This window comes from Pseudomonadales bacterium (assembly GCA_041395945.1).
GTDB lineage: Bacteria > Pseudomonadota > Gammaproteobacteria > Pseudomonadales > Azotimanducaceae > SZUA-309.
The window spans coordinates 355255-377119 of record JAWKZN010000002.1; the positions used below are offsets into that span (position 1 = coordinate 355255).

20 protein-coding genes are annotated in these 21865 nt (G+C 60.9%); 4 read left to right on the top strand and 16 right to left on the bottom strand.

The genetic code is table 11. The annotated features are described in order from the left end of the window. Positions 1-20 precede the first annotated feature (20 nt). The 14 genes from R3E82_18330 to R3E82_18395 all read right to left on the bottom strand — a co-directional run bounded on the left by R3E82_18330 (position 21) and on the right by R3E82_18395 (position 16221). Complete coding sequence (locus tag R3E82_18330) at positions 21-4988, bottom strand: LamG domain-containing protein (protein MEZ5552846.1); 4968 nt, start codon at positions 4986-4988, stop codon at positions 21-23. Further along, on the bottom strand, positions 4985-5371 hold the full coding sequence (locus R3E82_18335) for a hypothetical protein (GenBank protein ID MEZ5552847.1): 387 nt from the start codon (positions 5369-5371) through the stop codon (positions 4985-4987). Before R3E82_18335 ends, R3E82_18330 begins: the two co-directional genes overlap by 4 nt. Continuing rightward, complete coding sequence (locus R3E82_18340; protein ID MEZ5552848.1) at positions 5361-6143, bottom strand: type II secretion system protein; 783 nt, start codon at positions 6141-6143, stop codon at positions 5361-5363. Before R3E82_18340 ends, R3E82_18335 begins: the two co-directional genes overlap by 11 nt. Continuing rightward, a complete protein-coding gene (locus tag R3E82_18345) occupies positions 6143-6676 on the bottom strand; it encodes a prepilin-type N-terminal cleavage/methylation domain-containing protein (protein ID MEZ5552849.1) in 534 nt (177 codons plus the stop codon). Before R3E82_18345 ends, R3E82_18340 begins: the two co-directional genes overlap by 1 nt. Then, complete coding sequence (locus R3E82_18350; GenBank protein MEZ5552850.1) at positions 6660-7220, bottom strand: hypothetical protein; 561 nt, start codon at positions 7218-7220, stop codon at positions 6660-6662. The genes R3E82_18345 and R3E82_18350 overlap by 17 nt, the downstream gene beginning before the upstream one ends. A 30-nt stretch (positions 7221-7250) precedes the next feature. Beyond that, positions 7251-7790 (bottom strand): type II secretion system protein, encoded by a 540-nt coding sequence (locus R3E82_18355; protein ID MEZ5552851.1) that lies wholly within the window; start codon positions 7788-7790, stop codon positions 7251-7253. A 138-nt stretch (positions 7791-7928) separates the two neighbouring features. Next, positions 7929-9152, bottom strand: coding sequence for a type II secretion system F family protein (locus R3E82_18360; GenBank protein ID MEZ5552852.1), 1224 nt, complete (start codon positions 9150-9152; stop codon positions 7929-7931). A gap of 14 nt (positions 9153-9166) precedes the next feature. Then, on the bottom strand, positions 9167-10969 hold the full coding sequence (locus tag R3E82_18365; GenBank protein MEZ5552853.1) for a GspE/PulE family protein: 1803 nt from the start codon (positions 10967-10969) through the stop codon (positions 9167-9169). Further along, positions 10969-11814 carry a hypothetical protein gene (locus R3E82_18370; GenBank protein ID MEZ5552854.1) on the bottom strand — a complete coding sequence of 282 codons (846 nt, stop codon included), beginning with the start codon at positions 11812-11814 and terminating at the stop codon, positions 10969-10971. Before R3E82_18370 ends, R3E82_18365 begins: the two co-directional genes overlap by 1 nt. 13 nt (positions 11815-11827) lie before the next feature. Further along, positions 11828-13543: a pilus (MSHA type) biogenesis protein MshL gene (gene mshL / locus R3E82_18375; GenBank protein ID MEZ5552855.1), complete on the bottom strand. Its 1716-nt coding sequence runs from the start codon at positions 13541-13543 to the stop codon at positions 11828-11830. Next, positions 13540-13860 carry a hypothetical protein gene (locus R3E82_18380; protein MEZ5552856.1) on the bottom strand — a complete coding sequence of 107 codons (321 nt, stop codon included), beginning with the start codon at positions 13858-13860 and terminating at the stop codon, positions 13540-13542. The genes mshL and R3E82_18380 overlap by 4 nt, the downstream gene beginning before the upstream one ends. A 58-nt stretch (positions 13861-13918) precedes the next feature. Continuing rightward, positions 13919-14605, bottom strand: coding sequence for a hypothetical protein (locus tag R3E82_18385; protein ID MEZ5552857.1), 687 nt, complete (start codon positions 14603-14605; stop codon positions 13919-13921). Then, complete coding sequence (locus R3E82_18390) at positions 14606-15199, bottom strand: hypothetical protein (GenBank protein MEZ5552858.1); 594 nt, start codon at positions 15197-15199, stop codon at positions 14606-14608. It abuts the gene before it with no gap. After that, on the bottom strand, positions 15196-16221 hold the full coding sequence (locus R3E82_18395; GenBank protein ID MEZ5552859.1) for a hypothetical protein: 1026 nt from the start codon (positions 16219-16221) through the stop codon (positions 15196-15198). Before R3E82_18395 ends, R3E82_18390 begins: the two co-directional genes overlap by 4 nt. A 96-nt stretch (positions 16222-16317) precedes the next feature. On the opposite strand from R3E82_18395, the gene trmL reads away from it, so the two are divergent. Continuing rightward, complete coding sequence (gene trmL, locus R3E82_18400) at positions 16318-16785, top strand: tRNA (uridine(34)/cytosine(34)/5-carboxymethylaminomethyluridine(34)-2'-O)-methyltransferase TrmL (protein ID MEZ5552860.1); 468 nt, start codon at positions 16318-16320, stop codon at positions 16783-16785. Here trmL and secB read toward each other — a convergent pair. Together secB and R3E82_18410 are read right to left on the bottom strand one after the other, a co-directional pair. Continuing rightward, positions 16779-17258, bottom strand: a complete 480-nt coding sequence (gene secB / locus R3E82_18405) for a protein-export chaperone SecB (protein ID MEZ5552861.1) — start codon at positions 17256-17258, stop codon at positions 16779-16781. The two genes, trmL and secB, sit on opposite strands and share 7 nt — an antisense overlap. After that, positions 17222-17638 carry a rhodanese-like domain-containing protein gene (locus R3E82_18410; protein ID MEZ5552862.1) on the bottom strand — a complete coding sequence of 139 codons (417 nt, stop codon included), beginning with the start codon at positions 17636-17638 and terminating at the stop codon, positions 17222-17224. The genes secB and R3E82_18410 overlap by 37 nt, the downstream gene beginning before the upstream one ends. Before the next feature lie 158 nt (positions 17639-17796). On the opposite strand from R3E82_18410, the gene gpmI reads away from it, so the two are divergent. From gpmI to R3E82_18425, 3 genes are all read left to right on the top strand, one after another. Then, on the top strand, positions 17797-19365 hold the full coding sequence (gene gpmI, locus R3E82_18415; GenBank protein ID MEZ5552863.1) for a 2,3-bisphosphoglycerate-independent phosphoglycerate mutase: 1569 nt from the start codon (positions 17797-17799) through the stop codon (positions 19363-19365). Between the two features lie 5 nt (positions 19366-19370). Beyond that, positions 19371-20534: a peptidoglycan DD-metalloendopeptidase family protein gene (locus R3E82_18420; protein ID MEZ5552864.1), complete on the top strand. Its 1164-nt coding sequence runs from the start codon at positions 19371-19373 to the stop codon at positions 20532-20534. A 103-nt stretch (positions 20535-20637) separates the two neighbouring features. Beyond that, positions 20638-21828, top strand: coding sequence for a S41 family peptidase (locus R3E82_18425; protein ID MEZ5552865.1), 1191 nt, complete (start codon positions 20638-20640; stop codon positions 21826-21828). The last annotated feature ends 37 nt before the right edge of the window (positions 21829-21865 follow it).

Consider the following 21865-nt stretch of genomic DNA (forward strand, 5'->3'; position numbering starts at 1 on the left):
CACAAGCCGACCCGGGAAGATCAGGGCGACTCGCGCCAGAATATGATGCGGTCGTGACCCCTGAAACGTCCGAAGGTGGCCAGACCCGAAGGATCCTGGTTGCCCGCGCCTGACCAGTCGAATTCAAGCCAGTCCGGCACATCCGCGCTGAGCATCAGGACACCGGCGGCACCGCCGGCCGGTGCCATCAGATTCAGATTGAAATCACCGCCCAGTGGTATCGCGCGGTACTGATCCGCAGCCGCACCCGCACTGCTGCAGGCGAATGCGCCGCTGGCACCGGCCGCATCCCAGATGCAGGTGTCCCCCGGCAGGAGGGTGTCTGTGGTGTCGGCGTCCGCGATCGCAACCGTGCTGATGCTGGTACACAGGTCTGCGGCGTTGTCCTGAAAACGGGTGGTGGGGCCGGCAAAGTACTCGATACGCATCGGTACCGGCAGGGTCTGCAACTCGGATCCGAAGGCATTGGCAATGCGCACCCGGCCATAGCGGATCGGCACACCGCTAGGTGAAAGCGTCTGCGGTAAGCCGATCGCCGTTGTGCCGTCTTCGGTATCGGTAACCGCCATGATCTCGCGGGACACATCGCTGACGAACTCGCCAACCAGGCTGTTCGGGTCCCGTGCGTAGGTGAAGGTATCGCCACTCAGGTTCAGCAGCAGCGTGCCATCTGAGTTGTCCGTCAGATTGCCGGAGCCCATGACATGACTGATCCCGACCGGTGTTACACCATCTGCACCTGGCGTGCCCGCATCGGCGCTCAGGCTGGAAAGTACGATTTCAGACACCGAAAGCTTGTTGTAAGCGCCGGTGTAGTTGCGGGTGATCGCGCCACTGGCCGCTCTGGCGGAAATCAGGATCGCCGGATCCGTCGCATAGCCTATGGCGGTGCCGGCATAGCTGAACCCGCTGCAGGTATTGTCGAGCGCACCGTGATCAGGCACCACCACTTCGAACCGGCCTGGAATGAATCGCCCCACCCAGGGGGAAGCCACAGGGTTCGCAAAATCGCACCCGATGAGACCGCTTCCATCCGCCACATTGGCTACGCTGCCGGGGATACAGTCACCCGACTGATCGACCGCGGTAAAGGTCGAATCGCGTATGGCTTCCGGCAGAAACCGGAAACTGCCGACTTCGCTGTAACTGAAACCGTTTCCGGTCGCGACACCCGAAGCGATATCCGCAGCGCTGAATCCCCCGCCCAGTGTCCCGACTGCGACAGCTCCCGCATGCGCCTGGAGCGGATCGGCTGCAATGGTCGGGGTGCCGCCATAGCCGGGTGTGGACGACACAGAAAGCTCAAAGGCAGCCTCGACTTCGTGAGCTGGAGCGCCCGACGACCCCGCATTGTTCAGCGCAGGGGTTTGCAGCGTGAAGGCGGCGGGTCGCACCGAAAACCTGTCTGTGGAACAGCCGACCACGGCAGGGGTTTCATTGTTGTCCGTAACCCTGCAGCCCAGAGACGGGTATGCGCGGGCAAGACTGAAGCCAGCGCTGGACTTGCGACCGGCGTCCGCAGCCTGAAACAGGACCGATTGGGAAGCCGGTGGCGACAGTGCGGGCAGCGCCTGGCAGGATCCAGCGGCGGAGGTATCCACCAGCTCCACACTCACAACACGATCTTCCACCTCGGCAAAGCGGGGTTCTATCGCGTCGGCGACATTGTCATTGTCGCTGTCCTGCAGCGCCACCACGTCGAAAACGAAGGATGAGCCGACCAGTCGGGTCGGCAGCCGGCCATTGATCGCGTCGGCACCGGGGGCTACGCAGTTGAAGGCGAATGCAGGCTGGTTCGGATCTTCGTAGGATGCACAGATGTGGGTTTCGTTCCGCAGGGCGGCGAGCTCGACACCGCTCAAGGGACGCTGAAATATGGTGACTTCGTCGATCTCACCATCGAAGCGCCATCGCGGCACCCCCTCGGAGGTGCCGTCGACTTCTCCACCGACACTCGCAGGACCCGGATCCGTTCCCCAGGAACCTGTATAGGTCGCCTGGGCCACCGGAGTCGTACCGCCATCCACATAGATGCTGCGGGTTCTGTTGACCACATCGTGGACGACGGCTACGAACTGCCAGGCACCGGCTGTGATGACCGGCGGACTGTCCAGGCTCACCGGGGATACCCGACGCGAGAAGAATCTCAATCGACCCGCACCACCATCTCCGAGACTGAATGCGTAACCACCGCTGTTGTTGCGATCATCGGCGAATATCCGCTGATCGCCGGTTAATCGATTCGGGCGTATCCAGGCGGCGATGGTGAAACTGCCGGTGAGATCCGGCAGAGTCGGAAAACTCAGATAGTCGTCCTGCCCGTCGAATACACCGTAGCGGCAGGTGCCGGGGGAATTCGGCACGATCGGATCATCGAAACTGGTGACCGGGCCATTCGCTGCCGCCCCCATGTAGCCATTACCCGAGCTGTCATTGACGTTGTCCCAGCTGGTCTCATCCAGATGCCACACCGCCAGGGCTTCGCAGGTCAGCGAGGTTTCCAGTCCGATTTCCGCAGCACCCGTGTAGGTGTCACCGAAATTGTCGGTCGTGTGCAGGCGGAACAGACGCGCAGTAGCCGGCGTGAAATTCCAGCTCTGGGATGCGACCCCCTGAGCGGCGGAGAACAGATAGGACGGTCCCACAGGATCTCCCAGTACCTCGAACTCGCGGGCACCGATGTAAGAGCTGTCACCGTGATTGTTGAGCGTACGCACCCTGACCGCCACGACACCGCTGACCACATCTTCCGGATCGAGCACGAAGGTCTGCCGTACCGACGAGTCGGCTGCCTCGAAGGTGTGGGACGGGGATACGGAAGCGCCGAGCAGGCGCAGCTCCCGGATTCCCGTATAGGTGTCGCCGTAATTGCTGATGGTCTGCAATCGAACCGCCGTTACCCCGGTCGGCCGATCGGCTGGATCGATGACAAACACCTGCTCCGCCGACCCCTGTGTGGCTTCGAAGGTTGTACTGCGGGTAACGCTGGCACCCAGCACCTTGAACTCGCGTGCGCCGGTGTAACTGCTGTCGCCATAGTTGTTGATCGCTCGCAGCCGCACAGCCGTCACCTGAACCGGCTGCGCAGCCGGTGGGAGGTTGACGATCTGTTCTGCCGCGCTCTGGGCGGCGGTGAAGGTATGACTCGGGCCCCGGGCATCTCCAACCACCTCCAGCTCGCGAACGCCCGTGTAGGTATCGCCGTAGTTGCTGAGCGTACGGAACCGGACGCCTGAAACATTGCCTGGCACCGCGACAGACCAGCTCTGTACCGCACTGTCCTGAGCAGCGTTGAACACGGTGCCGCCCCCTGGTGCTGTAACTGCCTGCCACACTCCACCACCCCGGCGCACATCGATCTCGAAGGTTGCTACCGAGCGGCTGCTGCCGTAGTTCTGCATGCGCAGGGTGGCGAAGTCCACTCCATCACCCGTAGTGCCATCCAGCCTGGTGTCGAAGGCGAATTCCAGAGTATTGGTCTGCCGATCACTCAGCCAGATCGAGTTGGGGCTGCCGTCGTGGATGTTGGCTGCTGCCCAGCTGGTGCTGTTGAGTTCGCGATTGATGGCGGTCAGCCGACCGCCCTCATGCACTGACAGGAAATTGAATCCCGGGTCGCCGGAGCCGCTGCCGGGCACAGTCAGTTTCGTCCACACCGGCACTGCCGCAGTCATCACTTCGACCTGGTAGTCTCTGATCGATCTGGCGCTGCCATAGTTTTCCAGCGCAAAACTTTCGAACCTGAAGCGATCCCCGGCGCCGCCCGTGCTTCCGTCACCGTCGGTATCGAAAACGAAATCGAGGCGGTTGTTGGCCTGGCTGCTGAGCCAGATGGTCTGGCTGGAACCATCATGAACATTGGCCGCCGCCCAGCTCGTGCCGTTCAGCTGGCTGTCGATCACATCCAGTCGGCCACCCTGGTGCGACAGCAGAAAATTGAAATCCGCTGATCCCGGGACACTGCCCGGCACCGGAATGGCTTTCCAGGCGGGCTCCATCGCCGTCTGAACCAGCACCTGAAAGTGACGTACCGAACGGCTGCCGCCATAGTTTTCAATGGCAATGCGCTCCAGCGTGAAATAGTCGTCCGCGTCGCCATTTAATCCGGTCGTGCCGTCGCCGTCCGGGTCGAAGGAAAAATCCAGATTGTTGTTGGTGCGATCACTGAGCCAGATACTCTGGCTGGTGCCATCATGAATGTTTGCAGCCGCCCAGCTTGTCGCATTGAGCTCCCTGTTGATGACGTCGATCGCGCCACCTTCGTGTGTCAGCGCAAAATTGAAATCTGCCTGACCACCGCCACTGCCCGGAACTTCGAGGCGCTGCCAGGTAGTACCGTCCTGACTCACTTCGACCTGAAACCGCGCGATAGAACGCGTACCACCGTAGTTGTGCAGAGCCAGCTCGCGCACATTGATCGCATCCCCCGTGGCGCCGTTCCAGTCAGTATCGAAGGCGAATTCCAGTGTGTTGTTACCACGGTCGCTCAACCAGAAATCGCCGAGGTTGCCGTTGTTGATATGCGCGGCCGCCCAGCTGGTGCTGTTGAGTTCACGATTGATGGCCGTCAACCGACCACCCTGTCCCCAATGCAGATGATTGACGAGTCCGCTCGGGGTCTGATCGGCAACGATAGGCGTCCAGCCGTTCGTGCCGGTATCCGCACTCAGCGATGCATCCATCGTGTGCAGCAGCATGAACTCCCGGATCGATCGATTGCCACCATAGTTCTGCAGTCTGAACTCGCCGAAGCAGCGCGCTGCCATGGCCGGGTTGAAGGCGAAAATCAGATCATTGTCACGCCGATCGGAAAGCCAGCGGGTCGAGCCGTTGTCATCCAGCAGATTCGCCGCCGCCCAGGTGCTGTTGTTCAGTTGTCGATCGGCCAGCGTGATGAAGGCCGGATACGTCGGATCCAGGAGATCGTAGGCCTGAACCTGACCCGCCAGCAGCAGGCCGAGCAGACAACGGCACAGAGTTCTGCTCATGGTTTGGCCCTCACCAGTACGCGGCGCTGAGCCACATAGCCACCCAGATCGCAACGGCCATCGCTCTGCACCGTGTAGTAGGGCACGCTGTCGACCACTTCACTTCGACACTGCACCGCTGCCTGACACGCGCGCAGCCCGATGGTCTCAAAGGTGAAGGTCCAGCCGGCACAAACGCCACTGCCGGAAGGTGCGAATATCCGGTTCAGACCGAGCTGGGATCCGGACTCGGCAGCCAGGAACGCCCGGTAGTTGAGCACATTCTGTGCAAACTCATCTCCGGATGTCCGCACCATGGACGTGATGGCGACCACCAGCAGGCCCACCACCACGATCAGGAAGATGGCTGACACCAGGCCGATACCCGTCTGCTTAAGGTACATTGCGCACCTGCACGAGGTCATCGATTCGCACGCTGTCGGTGCCGCGAACGAACTCCATTTCTATTTTCACCACCGCATTGCGGGTGAGGCTGGCCACAGCGATGGTGAAGGGCGCAGGATTTGCCACGCTCTCGGCGATCAGCGCGCGGTCTGGTCGGCCGGCGGGGAGATCGACGGCCACCGGCTGGGCGGGGAGAAACCCATAGTTCTGATAACGCCACAGGCGTCCGCCATCCACGCAGTAGCTGATCGGCGCGTCTACGAGGAATACCCGTTCGCTCGGAGACTCCAAGCTGAACTGATGCGGCGCCGCCATGGTCACCGTCACTTCATTGTTGGCATCCGCAGCCGAAACGCTGACCGGCCCGCTGATGACTCCGGGTGAACTCATCGAGTACAGACTCGCACCCGGATACACCACAGAACGCAGCCCCGCAGGAACCGGGAGCGGGTCAAACGGCACCGCCAGGAAGCTGCTGGCCGCAGCCGCAACCGGGAGCGTACGGTAGCTGGAAGCCGCCACAACCGGCACAAACTCTATGCAGGAGCCCGCAACCCGTACCGAATTGGGCAGCGCATCCCGCAGACTCCGGCTGATCCGTTCGACAGCGAACAGCGTATCGCCGGCAAGTTCGGAGCGGGAAATGGTGGAGGCCAGACCGGAAGTGGAGTCCGTGATGAAACGTACTGTGCCGATGGACAGAATGCCCAGCACCATGATCACAGTGATCAGCTCGACCAGCGTGAATCCCTGCTGTTCCCGCCCACCCATCAGAAATTCGTCCGCAGCACGGGGAAGCTCATCGTCGACCCGCCGGGAGGAATCACGGAAACCAGTACGAGCTTGGCGTCGGTCGCATCATCGAGGTTGAGCGCACCGATCTGTCCGGCATTCATGTATTCGACCGAGATCAGCACCCGATAACCTTCATATCCCGGGCGCGCACTACCCTGGGCATCCCGGGGCGGGGATTCATTCAGACCGTCATAGTCATCGACATCGTCGAACAGTGCGCGTGACTCTCCTTCAGGACCCGGTGCTGTGCAGGCCGTGGTCGAAGCGGAACAGGGGGGTACCCCACCCACCGGAGTCATCTCATCAAATCGACGGGCACTGATTTCTTCGATGTACGACTGTGCCAGTGCGATACTCTTCACCTGCCACAGCCCGTCGCTCTGGTGACTGAAGGCAAAGCTCAGCGCATAGCTGATACCGAGTACGGCCACACTGATCAGCATCATGGTGACGATCAGCTCCACCAGCGTGAAGCCGCCCATGGCTTTGAGATCAGATGCAGGCGGCACTGGCCGAGTACCCGGACGGGTGGATACAGACCTGGCGGTCGCTGTCACCGGCAACGAGGAGATCGACACCCAACGTGGCATCACCCACCGTTGTGCCAATGAGCACAGCACTGAGATCACCGGATTGTGAGTAGCCGACAGACAGGGCCGTCGCCGCAGTGATGAAAGCACTCGCACCGCCGCTGGTTGCCTGTATTCGGGAGTTGTCCGCATCCACCAGCTCAGTGCGAAGGACGCCATCGACGTCGGTGCTGACCTGCATGCGCCAGTCACCACCCTGCCGGTCCAGCCGCAGTGAGACTCTGGCATCGGCCCGGGACACTGCCAGCTGCTGAGCGATCCGACTCTCGGCGACGAGCTTCTGGCCGACGATACCCGGCACGAAGGCACTGGGCTGAACAAACCTGGCCATGGCGACCATGCTCAGAATCCCGAGCAGAATGATGACCGTGACCAGCTCGACGATGGTGAATCCACCTGCAGCGGATACCGGCGCGCCCCGGTCAGTGCCGGGGTGCAGATCATTGATTGCCGGAACCTCCATCACAGGCACACCCGCGAGTCGGCGGAATCATTACAGCGTGGCGGTAGTCGCCGTCACGATACCGGTCGTTGAGTCGTAAACCAGCATCGGGATGACGTCTCCAGCCCTGTTGCCCTGGGCCGTGTAGTAGTAGTTGCAGTTCGGGGCCACCTGTACCGCTGTGAAGTCTGTGGTGCGGCCGATGACAGCAGCTGCTGTAGCTGCGGCGGAAATTGAAGGGCCGCCCTGCAGAACGCCCCGGAAGACCTCCATGCAGTCGGCCGACGTCGTGACGTTGCTGGTCCCCGCACTGCGGTTCGCCTGACCATAGGGATAGCCGGCAGCATTGGTTCTCAGGTTCCCGTACTCGGCGACCCGGGTGTTCGCACTGGGTGCGCCATTGGCGATCCATTGCGCGTGAAACAGGGAAACACCCGTCTGCAGACCGCCGGTTACGCCCTGCACAGCGGCAGCATGGGCGTCGTCGTCCACATCGATGAATCTCGGCAGCGCGGTTGCGGCGAGGATCCCCAGAAGGATGATCACCACAACCAGCTCCACGATGGTAAATCCGGTTGAAATGCGTTGCATGAAAAGCTCCTTGCGTTCTATAGCGACTCAGTCAGAGGCGTACCCACGGGGAATACCCGAAGACTGGCTCGACTCTGACTTAAGCGTAGAAGAGATCTGGAAACTTGCGCGGCGATGATCGACCGATACTGGAAAGCCTCAACGCCTCGTCGCGACCGATGACAGATCCCACAGCGGCAGGAAGACTCCCAGTGCCAGTATCAGCACCATGATGCCGATCGCGATGATGAGTATCGGTTCCACCGCGTCGGTAAGTGACTTCAGTTCGTAATCCACTTCCTCTTCATAGAAACTGGCCGCCTGTTCCAGCAGTTCATCCATGGAGCCGGTCTCTTCGCCTACCGCGATCATCTGCAGAACCACGGGTGTGAACATGCCGCTCTCTCTGGCAGTCTGGGACACACTCGAGCCACGCTCTATCCCCTGGCGCATGCCGGTCACCCGATCGGCCATGTATTCATTGCCGATCGCTTTGGCGACCACAAACAGGCCCTGGGTGATGGGCACACCCGCGCGCAGCACCATGGCGAACGTCTGGCAGAACCGGCTCAGATTGATCCTTTCGAATATGCTGCCGAGAATCGGCAGACGCAGCTTGATCCGGTCCCAGTGAAATCGACCTTCCGGTGTCTGCAGATAGCGCAGCACCGCATAAGCTGAAGCGGCAGCGCCCGCCAGCAGGAACATCCAGTAGTCCACAAAAAAATCCGACAGCCCGATGATGGCCCGGGTCTGCCAGGGCAGCTCGGCATTGAATTTGGCAAATACCTGTGCAAAGGCCGGGATCACAAAGATATTCAGAATCACAATTGCGATGGCGATCGTTGCGAGCACAAAGGACGGGTACCGGGTTGCGGCCTTGATGCGCTTTCTGGTTTCCCGCTCAATCTCGAGATAGCGGGCGATCTGACGAAAGGCCGTATCGAGTCGACCGGTGTTCTCGCCGACATGAATCACGCTGGCATAGAGCTCTGAAAATACCCGCGGGTGACGACGGAAGCTTGTTGCCAGGTCGATGCCGGACTCCAGGTTGGTGCCGATATCCGCAAGTACTTCCGAAAAGTAGGGATTCTTCTGCGATTCGGACAGTCCTCTCGCTGCACGCACGATGGAGATACCCGCCTTGGTCAGGCTGTGCATCTGTCGGCTGAACAGAATGACCTCATCGATCGACACCTTCGGTGCAAAGAGAGGAATGCTCGAGACACTGTGATCCTCGACGATTTCCTGCTCGACAATAGACAACGGAATGGCGCCGGCACCGCTCAACTCCCGGGCGAGTACTCCGGCGGAGGGCGCCTCGCGATGACCGGAAACCGTCTGACCATCCGGCTCCCGCGCTGTAAAATTGAATTTCGGCATCTGTCAACCCACGGCTAGTGCCGCGGACCTGCCTCTCCCGGATGGATCGATCCCGGATGAATAGATGCCTCCTGCGTCATGCCACGGAAACCGGGCGCACCTTCGATCTGCAGATCTTCGACCTGCCCCGAAAGCGCCAGCACTTCGCTGATGGCCGTGTGTCCTTCTATTGCGTAGTCGAGGGCACTCAGCACCAGCGGTCTGTAGCCGGGCTGCTGCCTGGCCCGGGTAGCGAAGCCCACTGCATCATCCGCTCGCAGAGCGTTGGCGAGATCCTCATTGAGCTCCAGCAGCTCGAACACCCCGATGCGTCCACGATAGCCGGTCTGATTGCAGTGGTTACATCCCCGACCTCGAAAGAATGTCAGCGAATGCGCGCGCTCGTCACCGACAATGGCATCCAGCCAGGCATACTGCTGATCATCGAGCACGGCGGGCTCATTGCATCGCTCACAGAGCCGGCGTACCAGCCGCTGTGCGATCACCCCCCGCAGGGAACTCGCCGCAAGATAGCCTTCGACACCGATATCAAGCAGTCGTGTGGCGCTGGAGATGGCATCGTTGGTATGCAGCGTGGACAGCACCAGGTGCCCGGTCATGGACGCGCGCAGCGCGATCTCCGCTGTTTCCCGGTCGCGGATCTCGCCAACCAGCAGAATGTCCGGATCCTGGCGCAGGGTCGCCCGCAGCACGGCAGCGAAGGTCAGGCCGATCTTCGGATTCACCTGGACCTGGTTGATCCGCTGCAACTGATATTCCACGGGATCTTCCACCGTGATGATCTTTTTTTCCGGCGAGTTGAGTTCGTTCAGTGCGCCGTAGAGCGTGGTCGTCTTACCACTGCCGGTCGGCCCGGTCACCAGCACCAGGCCGTTGGGTCGTGTGATGAGAAAGCGGAATCGCTTCAGCATGGCGTCGGACATACCCAGCTGCTCGAGACGTCCGGCTGCACTCGAATGGTCTGCCAGCCGCATAACTACGGATTCACCGTGACTCACCGGCATGGTCGACAGGCGGACATCGATGCCGCGGTCCTTGACCCGGATCTCGAAGCGGCCATCCTGGGGCAGGCGCTTTTCAGAAATATCCAGACCGGCCATCAGCTTCAGCCGGGAAACCAGCGCCGATGCGATTCTGGTTTCCTTCACTGTCTGTTCCTGCAGCACACCGTCGACCCGCTGACGGATTCTGAGCACGCTTTCGTCGGGTTCGATGTGTACATCGGAAGCGCGGATCTGTACCGCATCTTCCATGATCGAATGCAGCAGCCGGGCAACCGGAGTGCTGGCGTCGTCCTCGCCTGCTTCATAGCTCAAGGTGAACTGATCGGCGGACAGTTCACCTTCGAGTTCGCTGGCAAAACTGACGATGTCGCTGGTGCGGCGATAGGCCATGTCGAGCATCGCCAGCAGCTCGCTCTCCCGTACCACGGCCACGCTGATCGGCTGACCGAGCTGTCGTGACAGCTCGTCGTAGGCGAATATGTCCATGGGATCGACCATGCCCACGATCAGTTCACCCTCCTTCTCTTCGAGTACCAGTGCCCGATATCGCCGCGCATAGGTTTCCGGCAGCCGGGATACCACTTTCAGATCGAAGTTGAAGGCCTTGAGGTCGTAAAAAGGTGCTCCGAGCTGCTCGGAAAGAAACATCAGGAAGCGGTCTTCCTCGACGAAGTCCCGGTCCACCAGGATCCGGCCGAGTTTCAGCCCCGACTTCTTCTGCTCCGCGAGTGCTTCCTGAAGCTGAGCCTCGGTAATCTCGCCCTTGCTGACGAGCAGATCACCGATGCGAACCTTGTGTCGGGCACTCGACATCAGGTCACACCAGGTGCTGTATCGAGTCGATCCAGGGCCAGTCGCTGCAGATCACTGCCTTCCTCGGTGAGGCGTACCACTTCTTCGTAGATGGCGGTGGCATCCGCGCCCAGACGTTCCTGGCACACCGCGAGCCCCATCCACCAGCGCGAATCCAGCCGGTCCAGCTTGATGAGTTTCTCGTAAACCAGCAGCGCTTCCCTTGGCAGCCGCTGCTCCAGAGCAGCTACTGCCAGCAGAGCCAGATACTCTTTGTCGTTACCGGCTACCCGCACGTTCCGCATCAGCACCCGGAAGGCCCGACCACTGTCACCGCCGTTGAGCGCCTTGCGGGCTTCACGCCGCAGTGCAACGACTTCCTCGCTCACACGAGGGGTAGAGTTCGAGACAGCTCGCTTCTCCATTGATGCTTCCGGCACCGCCCCTGACACTGGCGCTCGCTCGCTCGATGTCTCATCAGGCCGTGCATTGACTTCCCGGTCACTCGAGCGTTCTGCACTCTTTACTGTCGCGATTCCGGACACCGCATGTCCGGCCACTGGGGCGGAGGACCTCCGGACTTCTGACAGTGGAGGCGACACAGCCTTGTCCACCGACTCACGCCCGGGCTGCCAGCGTCCGGCCATTACTTCGCTCTCGCTCAGCGCGGCATCGAGATCGACCCTGAATTCACTGTCGGTAACGAGTGATGGCACCGATGCCAGGGGTTCAAATGCGATGGGAAGTACAGACACAAGGGCAGCATCGGCTCGATAGAAGCCGCCGGTGAAGAAGAGGATCCCGAGGCTCCACACGAGAAGATAGGCCGGGTACTGCAGGGCGCCGGCTGTTCGTTCACCTTTCATGCCGCCTCCTTAACTAACCATTCGAATTCAGTACGGAACGAAGGGTCTTGAGGTTTTTCAGACTGTCGTTGAGCGCTTCGACCTGGACTTTCTCATCCACGATCATGGGCTTGAGCAGAATCACCAGTTCGCTCTTCGTGCTGCTCATCGCTTTCTGTTTGAACAGATTTCCGACACCGGGGATATTTTTGAAAAACGGCACCCCGGCGCCGTCGTCAAACGCTATGTTCTGCATCAGTCCACCGATCACGATAATCTGCCCGTTCTTCGCCCGGACGATGCTGTCCGACTCCCGAATGGTGCTCATTGCCAGCGGAATGATCTTTCCGGCGATGTTCTTCTGCTGTTCTTTGACTTCGCTGATCGTCGGATGGATGTGCAGGATCACGTCTCCCAGGTCGCTGATCTGGGGCGTGACATCGAGCGCGATTCCGGAGAAAAACGGGGTCAGTTCCGGCGAGTCGTTGGTGTTGATCGAACTGCCCGCTGTGATCGTATTCGACGAGATATCGGTCACGAAGAACTCGTCTTCGCCGACCTTGATGACCGCCTTCTGGTTGTTCACGGTCGATATCCGCGGACTGGAAAGCACCTGCACAGACCCCTGGGTTTCGAGCAGATCGATCGTGATCTCGAAGTCGGAGAAACTCGCATAGAAGGTAAAGGCCGAGCCCAGGGGATTGAAGAACTCAGCCGCTCCGGGTACCAGTTCCGCGCCCAGATCCTTGCTGCTTCCGGGCCGCACCACAGTGTTGCCGTTGGCATCAACCGTAGACGTCGGATAGAAAGTGCCGCCGGACTCCTTACCGAAGTTATTCCAGTCGATGCCCGCCTCGAAGCCTTCCTTGAGTGTCACTTCGAGAATCTTCGCTTCGATGATCACCTGACGGTGCAGGGTGTTTTCCACCTGGGAAAGATAGGAGCGCACGGCATACAGCGAATCCGGCTTGGCCCGGACCACGGCCAGCCCCACCTGGGGCGTCACCACGATCGACGAGCCTTCGTCACCGGCAATGATGGTCTGCAGTGTCGACTGCAGTTCCGCCCAGAAATTCGTCTGCGCATCGGTATTGACCTTGGTACCTACAACGGTGCCGCCACGATTGGTGCTGGTGGCATAGACGCCGCTGGCGGAAAGTCCGGAGTAGCCTTCCTCGATGCTCCCCGACCCTCTGGTATCCGATACCCGCCCCGCACTTACCTGCATTTCCGAGCTGCCCTTGCGCTCCACGTTCAGATAGTCGATCTGAAACACCTCGGTGCGCAGCACATTCGGATAAACCCGGTAGAGGTTACCGCTGCGTTCGTAGTCATAGCTGTAGACGTCGCGCATGATTTCCATGACTTCCGCCACGGTCACATCCTTCAGATCGAGGCTGACCTGACCATTCACATCCGGATGCACTACCATGTTGTAAGGGGTATCGCGCACCAGCCCCCGGAAGAACTCCTGTGACAGAATGCCGTTCACCGACAGGTCGAAGCGCGGATCCGCATCCAGCGCTTCGGCATCCGGCTCCGGAGTCAGCGCATCGAGCATCGCCCGGGAAACCGCCCGGGATTCCGCCGCCAGGCCCTCGTTCACCGCCACACCTTCTTCGATCGCGGCAATCTGCTTGTCAGCGCTGTCTGAGTCCCGAGCAACCGTTGGACCAATCGTTGCGCATCCGGACAGCAGCAGCAGAGTGCCCAGGCCGAACAGTCGTAGATTCATGATGTAGTCGTTCACCGGTTTTCCTTGATCACATTCGCCCTGTCCAGACGCACAGTCACAGGAGCACTGTCATTGAGGGTCAGTACCACCCGATCCGATTCCACCTTCCACAGCTTCATGCCCGCGCGCATTTCACCTTCCGCCATCACCCGGCCATCGAGCACTGCAAGCTTCCGTCCGCTTCCGAGCAGTACCGAACTCAAGGTCGGCAACTCCATGGTTGCCTGGGGCTGTACTGCACTCCAGCGCTCCGGCCGGGTCGGATCACCGCGCCCTGCGCGCAGGTCCCGGACCGAATCGCCGGTTGCGACACTCGAGATCAGACATACCATCAGCGCAATCGAACCCGGCACCGTGCGGAGCGAAATTCGGCAGTCGGATTTTTCAGGCTTAAACACCAATCCACCCTTTCTCTCGACTGAGCGTTTCTATCTCCACTGCAACTGCGGCACGGGGATATTCCTCCACCAGATAATCGAGTTCGCGCCAGCCAAGCTGCCACTCGCTGCTCTCCAGTTCCGTGAGATAGGCGAGTACCTGAAAGTACTCACCTTCAAATTCGAGACGCATTGAATGCCGATAGATGGCCAGCGGTGGCTCGGATTCCGCTTCCGGATCCGCATTCATGGATATGGCTTCGACGGGCAGCTTGGAAATCTTTTTCAGCTTCAGCCCATCGTGATGTCGGATCACATCCCTGAGCAGCGCCGGCATCTGCTCCGGTGGCACGAAACGATCCAGGACGCCGCCGAGTTTCACACTGAGCAGCTTCAGCTCCCGGTCGATCGCCTGGCGTTCCTGCTTGAGCGCCGCATCCGGGTCATGCAGACGCGCCTGCTGCAGCCGGGTCTGCTCTGCGACTTCTGACTGCAGCTGTATGTAGACTTCATTACTGCTGGCGCTGATTTCAGCCTTGGACCGCTCGAGAAATCCACCCACCGTGATGCTCCAGATCATCCAGGTAGCGGAAAGCACGGCCAGGCTGACAAGTACCCGTTCCCGCAGCGAATACGACCTGTACCGTTCCCGAAGTCCGGTGCCATTCAGACTGATCTTTCGGGTTGAGGATTCACTCATTCAGCCATCCCCTTCCGGCCCGTTGATCACAAACTCCAGCAGACCCGTTTCGATCTCCTGTAGCGCGAAGCCATCAAAACGATGTCCGTTGAAGCTGTGCCCTTCCGACAGTGCCACCAGGAACTGGGGCACGTGCCTGGGATCCGTTGTGAGACCTTTGAGCTGTATGCGCCGGCCACCCTGATCGAAGCGGATCTGTGACAGCCACATGCCCTTCACCTGGTGGTCGGCGAGGTCGTTGAGATATCCCGAGAAACCGTTTGCCTGATCCGACTGGTAATCCTTGAGCAGCAGTACCAGCTGCTGCTGCTCGGCCCTTGCGGTCCGCAGCGCTTCCACCTCATGGCGCAGGCCACTGTCGGTGCGGGACTCGTTCTCCTGCTTGAGTTGTTCGTTGGATGCATCGATCAGCTCCCACTGGGCCCGGGTTTCGGTGAGCTGCGATGCCATCCGCCAGATTCCGATACCCTGCCAGCCGCTGAACAGCGCCAGCACCACACCCAGAAATGCCCAGGCGGCGAGAAGATGACCGAGGCCGAGCGGTTCTCTTCGCGGGAGCAGATCATCGCTGAGCAGATTCACCTGCTGTTTCATGCCGCAGCCTCCAGTGCGCCGCTGCTGCGATCCCGCAGTCGTCGCAACAGCCCGCCGAGTGCGGGCAGTGCGGCACTCAATGCGTTGCGCTGGGCTACCGAGATCTGGTCCCAGTCAATTTGAACCGGTTCCGGATTATGCAGACGGATGTCGAACAGGTTGCGCAGTTCATCCCGGATCGGACGTATCGGAACCGGCAGCATTTCGCCCAGGTAATCGCACACCGGGTCCTGCCAGCCGTGGGTGGCCGCAACCAGGCAGCCGTTGCAGGGAGGCTGGGACATTGCACTTTCGTAATAGTCGATCGATCGCTGCACCTGCAGCAGCAGTTTTTCGCGCAGGCCGTCCCAGACGGCGGCATCGTATTGCGATGGCAGCGTGGAGACGCGCCGTGAGAGAAACAGCTCATCGCCCCGGGAGATGTTGATCACCCCGCTCGCCGCGGTCAGCCGCAACAGCGCGACACCCTGATCCGCTTCCGGAAACAGACCGTGCACGATGTTGCGCAACGCCAGTTCCGAAATATCGACACTGCTGACTTCGATACCGGCTTCATGAACCTTGGAGAGCAGCACCTTCAGAAACTCGGTCTGCATGGCCACCACGAACACCATGGGTCGGGTCCGGGAGGCGGAATCCGGCAGCGGGAAGACATCGAGAGTCGCCTGCTCCACCGGGAAGTCGACGTTCTCCTGTACCTGCCAGCGCACGGCATCTTTGAGGTCGGCTTCCGCCACCTGGGGTTTTTCCACCAGAGACACGCTGTAGAATTCGGGTGCGAGCACCAGGTTGCAGGCGGTATTGCGCAGGCCGACATCCTCACTCTGGCGTTTGAGCATGTCCCGGGACTCGGCCAGTGCTTCGATCGGATCCGCCCGAAGTTCCACCTCAAAGCGGCCATCACGGTAAACGCCCTTCGCCACCGCCACCCCGGAACCGGAAATATAGACGGCCGCCGGTGGACGGGCGTCCGCCGGAGCCAGATTCAGCCAACGTGGAAGCCAGCGTTCGAGCGCTCGCAATCCGGTACTCCTTTTCCTACTCTGTCATTGAGTATAGGAACGGATTCCATAACTGCCGGGTTTCGAAAAGAGACACCGTTCAAGGATTCATTCCCGATGCCGTTTCACATCGTCCTCTACCAGCCGGAGATTCCCCCGAATACCGGCAACATCATCCGTCTGTGTGCCAACACAGGCGCCAGCCTGCATCTGGTGCAGCCGCTGGGGTTCACTCTGGACGACAGCAGACTCAGGCGTGCCGGACTCGACTATCACGAGTGGGCACGGGTGCAGGTACACGATTCTCTGGAGAAAGCACTGGGGGTGACCGGCGTCGACCGGGTGTGGGCCTTCAGCACCCGGGGTTCGCGTCAATTTAATGACGCGGTATTCAGTCTGAACGACGTACTGCTGTTCGGCCCTGAGACGTCGGGACTGCCTGCTGAACTGCTGGAGAGCCTGCCTGCAGACCAGGTGCTGCGTGTGCCGATGCGCGAACATTCGCGCAGTCTCAATCTTGCGAATACGGTTTCGGTTGCGGCCTATGAAGCGTGGCGGCAGCTCGGCTATCCGGGCGGTCAATGAGGCTGGCTACTGGCCTTTGACTGCCTGAGGGCTTCTTCGTACGCGGCCTCGAAATTCATGGGCGCCAGGTTCAGCGGCGGAAAACCGCCCCGCACCGTGAGTGAGTCCACCGCCTCCCGCACGTAGGGGAACAGGGTGCCCGGGCAGAGGGTGCCCAGGGTCCGGTGCAGCTGGGCGCTGTCCAGACCGCGGATCAGAAACAGGGCCGCCTGCTGCACTTCGACTATGAAGGCCGTCTTGCCCGCTGTCTCCGCCCTGGCAGTCACGGTGAGCACCACCTCGTAATGTTCCTCACCGATCTTCTGGGAGCGGGTGTTTATCTCCAGCCCGATGTCGGGTTTCCAGGTTTCCTGAAAAACCGTGGGCGCATTCGGGGATTCAAAGGAAGCATCCTTCAGGTAGATGCGTTCAAGACGCATCTGGCTGCGGGCATCGCTCACGTCTTCACCACCGGGAGATTCTGATTCCGCCACTCGGCGATACCCCCGGTCAGTCGGCTGACGTTAACGAAGCCCTTTTTGCGCAACAGGGTCCCCGCAGCACCGGAGTGCTGGCCCATGCGGCAGGCCACCACAATCGGTCGCTCGCGGTACCTGGCGAGCTCATCCAGGCGGGCCTCAAGGGCGCCGTAGGGAATATTGACTGCGTCCACTATGTGGCCGGCTTCAAACTCTTTCTTATCCCGCACATCGAGAACCAGGGCGTTTTCCCGATTAACCATGTCCACCAGCTTCTGCACCGAAACGGACTGGCCGCCGCGGCGGGTCTCATTGCGGATGAAGAGGGTGAGCAGGATGATGAAGGTGCCGATCAGGAACGGATGATTGGTCACGAATTCGATGAACTGGTCCATGCGATTGGGGCAGCACGCTTTTTCAAGAGGGCGCGATTATACACAGCTGCCCCCGGGTGCCGAATCGCGTTGCTGTTTGGCCGGTGGCTCCCTAGAATCCCCGGTCCCAGCCACCGGCCGGCGCAATCCTTCCAGCAGTGCCGGCGACAGGGACACTGATGAAGAACACTACCGTGCTCGTGGTACTGGACGGCTTCGGCCACAGCGACAGCCCCGAAGACAATGCCATCTTTCATGCCCGCACCCCCAACTGGGACCGCTACTGGGCAGAAAACCCCCATAGCCTGATCTCCGGATCCGGTACCGATGTCGGCCTGCCGGATGGGCAGATGGGCAATTCCGAAGTCGGGCATATGAACCTGGGGGCAGGCCGGGTCGTCTACCAGGAGCTCACCCGCATCAACCTCGCGCTCGAACGGGGTGAGTTTGCCCGCAACCCGGCCCTGAACCGAACGTTTGATCGGGTCCAGAAAGCGGCAGGCACACTGCATGTCATGGGCCTGCTGTCCCCGGGCGGCGTGCACAGCCACGAAGATCAGATTTTCGGCCTGTTACGCATCGCGGCAGCCGCCGGAGTCGAGCGGGTGCTCCTCCATGCCTTCCTGGACGGCCGGGATACGCCACCCCGCAGCGCGCGGGACTCCCTCGAACACGCACAGGCTCTGCTGGCAGAGCTGGGCAATGGCCACATCGCTTCAATCTGCGGTCGCTATTTCGCCATGGACCGGGACCGGCGCTGGGATCGGGTGATGCGCGCCTACAATCTGCTGGTGCGGGGGGAAGCCCCTTTCCACGCGACCAGTGCGGTTGAAGGACTGGACGCAGCCTATGCCCGGGACGAAGGGGATGAATTCGTGCAGCCTACGGCCATCCATGCGGCGGGCGAAATCCCGGCGCGCATGCACGACGGCGACGCCGTGATCTACATGAATTTCCGGGCAGATCGCGCCCGACAGCTCACCCGGGCGCTGATCGACCCCGGCTTCAGTGACTTTGAGCGACGCAGCGTCGTGGCGCTGAGCGATTTTCTGATGCTGACCCGCTATGCCGACGACATCGATGCCTCCTGTGCCTTCGAACCGGCGACCCTGACCAACACTCTCGGCGAGTATCTGGCCCACCAGGGGAAAACCCAGCTGCGTCTGGCAGAGACCGAAAAGTACGCTCATGTGACCTTTTTCTTCTCCGGAGGCAGAGAGGATCCCTTTGAAGGAGAGCGCCGGATTCTGATTCCGTCACCGAAAGTGAGCACTTACGATCTGTGTCCGGAGATGAGCGCTAAAAAGGTGACGGACGAACTGGTCGGTGCAATCCGCTCCGGAGACTATGACTTTATCGTCTGCAACTATGCCAACGGCGACATGGTCGGCCACACCGGTGTGTTCGCAGCGGCGGTATCCGCCGTGGAAACCCTGGATGGCTGCCTTGGCCGCATAGAAAAAGCGCTCATTGAGACCGGCGGCCAGATGCTCATCACCGCCGACCACGGCAACGTGGAAAAGATGCGCGACCACGGCACCGGCCAGGCACACACCGCCCATACCAGTGAGCCGGTGCCCCTCGTCTATATCGGTCCCCAGGAAGTCGAGTTCGCAGAAGGCGGTTTACTTTCCGATGTGGCCCCCACCCTGCTGGACCTGATGCATCTCGACAAGCCCATCGAGATGACCGGACAGTCTCTGGTCAGCATGGCCAGGCGTGCTCTGGTCAACGACGCCGCCCCGTAAAGCGCTTGAAAGCCCGCCCCGGTCTTTGCCAGTCCCTGCTGATACTGACGCTCGCCGCCGTCGCTGCGCCGGCGGCCGGTGCGGCTCCGGCCACCAGCATCGAAGACCCGGCCGCGGCCCGGAAAGCCCTGGACGGTGTCGCGAAGCGACTCAACGCCCTGGATGAGTGGTTTTCCGACGCGGGCAGGCAGCGGGTGCGCTGGGAGAAAGATCTCCAGACTAAAGACAACGAAGTTGCCAAGGTCGCCCGGGAGGTCGAAGAGGCAGCCGGCGCTCTGCGGGCGGTGGAGCAGGACCTGCGCCGGCTGACCAGCGAGCAGCAGGAGCTGGAAAAACAGCGGGCCACCCAGGCCCAGCACATCGCCGACCATCTGGCTGCCGCGTACCGGATGAGCGGCGAAGATTTTGTAAAACTGCTGCTCAATCAGCAATCGCCGGACACCGTCGATCGTATGGTCCGCTACCACCGCTACTTCACCGAAGCGCGGCTGGAGGCTCTCGAAGCCTATCAGCAGACCCTTGATGCCCTGGCCGAGAACCGCTTCCAGCTGGAAACCCGGGCGGCCGCTGAGCAGGAAAAACGGGACGCACTGGCGACCCGTCAGCGCGCCCTGATCCGGGAGCGGGAAGAGCGAAAGGCGCACATCGCCGAACTCAATGTCGAGATGGAAGACAAGACCGCCGAGCGCAAACGCCTGGAGGCTGACCGGGCACGACTGGAACAGCTGTTTGCGGAACTGAAGAGCCGGGCAAGCAAACTCGACGGCACCGGCTTCAAGGAACGTAAGCGCGCCCTGCCCTGGCCCCTGACCGGCAAGGTCGCCCATGGCTTCGGCCAGCCGCGGGCGGACGGGCGGCTGGTGTGGCATGGCATGGTGATCAATGCCGAAGAAGGCACACCGGTGCAGGCCGTGTTCCGCGGGCGTGTCGTCTTTGCCAACTGGCTGCGCGGGTTCGGGCTGCTCACCATTCTGGATCATGGCGGCGGTTATATGACCCTCTACGGACATGCGGACGTGCTCACCAAAACCGTCGGGGAATCGGTGGAGAGCGGCGAGACCATCGCCCGGGCTGGCCGCAGCGGCGGCCAGCAGACCAGCGGCCTGTATTTTGAAGTACGTCAAGAAGGTGTCGCTCAGGATCCGATAGCATGGTTACAGAAGCGCTGACCCGACCCACCCGCGCTTCTGACCGCTGAGCAGGCTCGACAACGGGCGGATCGAAACATGCCCGGCGCTGGCTCCCTCACAGACAACCTGAGACACTCACGCCATGCAGCTACGACCGCTCACCCTGATTGGCATCGTGATCAGCATGGTCACCGGTATCACTCTGGGCATCGTCAGCTACCACGCCTGGCTCGAGCAGCACTGGGAGAGTGCCGAAGCACGCACCTTCGACGAAGTCCTCCATCAGGTTCAGTCCAGCTACGTGGACGAAGTGGCCCGCGCCGAACTCATGAACAACGCCCTGCGCGGCATGCTCGATCATCTCGACGATCACTCCAATTTTCTTGACGCGAGAGAACTGCATGAACTCCAGGAGGAAACCACCGGTCGCTTCGGTGGCATCGGCATCGAACTCGGACTGGTCGATGATCTCTTCACGGTAATCAGCCCGCTGGATCACACACCCGCCAGCCACGCAGGGCTGCAACCCGGAGACCGCATTCTCGAACTCGATCACCAGTCCCTGCTGGGCAGAACGCTCATGGAGGTGGTGGATGCGCTGCGTGGCGAACCCGGCTCCGAAATTCATCTGCGGATACGACGCGACAAACGGGATTTCGACGTACAGATCGAACGTGCCGTGATCGAAGTCGCCAGTGTCACCGGTCGACTGCTCGAGCCCGGCTTCGGCCTGGTGCGGATCAGCCAGTTCCAGAACGCCACCGGTGAGGAATTCGACAAAGCCCTGCAAAGCCTGGTAGAGGACAACGGCGCCCCGCTCGAAGGCCTTGTGCTCGACCTGCGCAACAATCCGGGCGGTGTACTGCAGGCTTCCGTGGACGTGACTGATGCTTTTCTCAAGGAAGGCCTCATCGTCTATACAGAAGGCCGACTGCCCTCCAGTCATCTGAAATACCGTGCGTCGGGCAGGGATCTGCTCGACGGCGCACCGGTTGTGGTGCTGATCAACGAAGGCTCCGCCTCGGCTGCGGAAATCGTTGCCGGCGCGCTGCAGGATCATGCCAGAGCGCAGCTGCTCGGCAGCCGCAGCTATGGGAAAGGATCCGTGCAATCGGTGATGCCGATCAGTGGGGACAACGCCCTCAAGCTCACCACCGCCTACTACTACACACCACGCGGCCGCTCCATTCACAAGACGGGGATCGAACCCGATGTACTGGCCCAGGCAGGGGATATACCGGAAGAAGCAGAAAGCCGGCTCCTCGAACAGGCGCTGTCGATGCTCAAGGCCGCACAGCCTGCCTCATCGGGCGCACTGCACGCCCGACTCTAGGCAGACTTCCCGTCACTGAAGATCGATCCGCCGACTG

Excerpts from the sequence above, each read along its gene's own strand:
- R3E82_18335 (MEZ5552847.1), bottom strand. The coding sequence starts at position 5,371 with ATGTACCTTAAGCAGACGGGTATCGGCCTGGTGTCAGCCATCTTCCTG.
- R3E82_18390 (MEZ5552858.1), bottom strand. The coding sequence starts at position 15,199 with ATGAAACAGCAGGTGAATCTGCTCAGCGATGATCTGCTCCCGCGAAGA.
- R3E82_18410 (MEZ5552862.1), bottom strand. The coding sequence starts at position 17,638 with ATGGACCAGTTCATCGAATTCGTGACCAATCATCCGTTCCTGATCGGC.
- gpmI (MEZ5552863.1), top strand. The coding sequence starts at position 17,797 with ATGAAGAACACTACCGTGCTCGTGGTACTGGACGGCTTCGGCCACAGC.
- R3E82_18370 (MEZ5552854.1), bottom strand. The coding sequence starts at position 11,814 with ATGAAAGGTGAACGAACAGCCGGCGCCCTGCAGTACCCGGCCTATCTT.
- R3E82_18330 (MEZ5552846.1), bottom strand. The coding sequence starts at position 4,988 with ATGAGCAGAACTCTGTGCCGTTGTCTGCTCGGCCTGCTGCTGGCGGGT.
- trmL (MEZ5552860.1), top strand. The coding sequence starts at position 16,318 with ATGCCGTTTCACATCGTCCTCTACCAGCCGGAGATTCCCCCGAATACC.
- R3E82_18380 (MEZ5552856.1), bottom strand. The coding sequence starts at position 13,860 with ATGGTATGTCTGATCTCGAGTGTCGCAACCGGCGATTCGGTCCGGGAC.
- R3E82_18385 (MEZ5552857.1), bottom strand. The coding sequence starts at position 14,605 with ATGAGTGAATCCTCAACCCGAAAGATCAGTCTGAATGGCACCGGACTT.
- R3E82_18340 (MEZ5552848.1), bottom strand. The coding sequence starts at position 6,143 with ATGGGTGGGCGGGAACAGCAGGGATTCACGCTGGTCGAGCTGATCACT.
- R3E82_18425 (MEZ5552865.1), top strand. The coding sequence starts at position 20,638 with ATGCAGCTACGACCGCTCACCCTGATTGGCATCGTGATCAGCATGGTC.
- R3E82_18360 (MEZ5552852.1), bottom strand. The coding sequence starts at position 9,152 with ATGCCGAAATTCAATTTTACAGCGCGGGAGCCGGATGGTCAGACGGTT.
- R3E82_18355 (MEZ5552851.1), bottom strand. The coding sequence starts at position 7,790 with ATGCAACGCATTTCAACCGGATTTACCATCGTGGAGCTGGTTGTGGTG.
- R3E82_18350 (MEZ5552850.1), bottom strand. The coding sequence starts at position 7,220 with ATGGAGGTTCCGGCAATCAATGATCTGCACCCCGGCACTGACCGGGGC.
- R3E82_18365 (MEZ5552853.1), bottom strand. The coding sequence starts at position 10,969 with ATGTCGAGTGCCCGACACAAGGTTCGCATCGGTGATCTGCTCGTCAGC.